This window comes from Ferrovum sp. (assembly GCF_027317285.1).
Classification (GTDB): domain Bacteria; phylum Pseudomonadota; class Gammaproteobacteria; order Burkholderiales; family Ferrovaceae; genus Ferrovum.
In genome coordinates, this window is the sequence record NZ_DAHVHV010000074.1 from 1 (window position 1) to 244 (window position 244).

The 244-nt window shown below is 55.3% G+C and carries 1 protein-coding gene; it reads right to left on the reverse strand.

From position 1 onward, the window contains the following. Positions 1–50: 50 nt before the first annotated feature. On the reverse strand, positions 51–244 hold a 194-nt coding region (locus tag M6F29_RS10885), incomplete at its 5' end, for a hypothetical protein (protein WP_298159707.1).

Consider the following 244-nt stretch of genomic DNA (forward strand, 5'->3'; position numbering starts at 1 on the left):
TACTCATGAATGTGCAGGTATCCTTTCTGTTCTGTCCTTAGAATTGCCCATTAACCCAAGGCACCCGTGCCACGCCTCAACACTACCATAGCCACCAGAAATTTTGTGTGACTCCTGCCCGTCGGGGTGAACGCCCAACTGCCGACGAACTCGCCGTTCATGCAGACATCCAGCGTTTTTTTGGTGGGGGACGCCCAGCCATTACCACGGCGCAGCATTTCCCCCTCTACGATCCCCAGCAGAC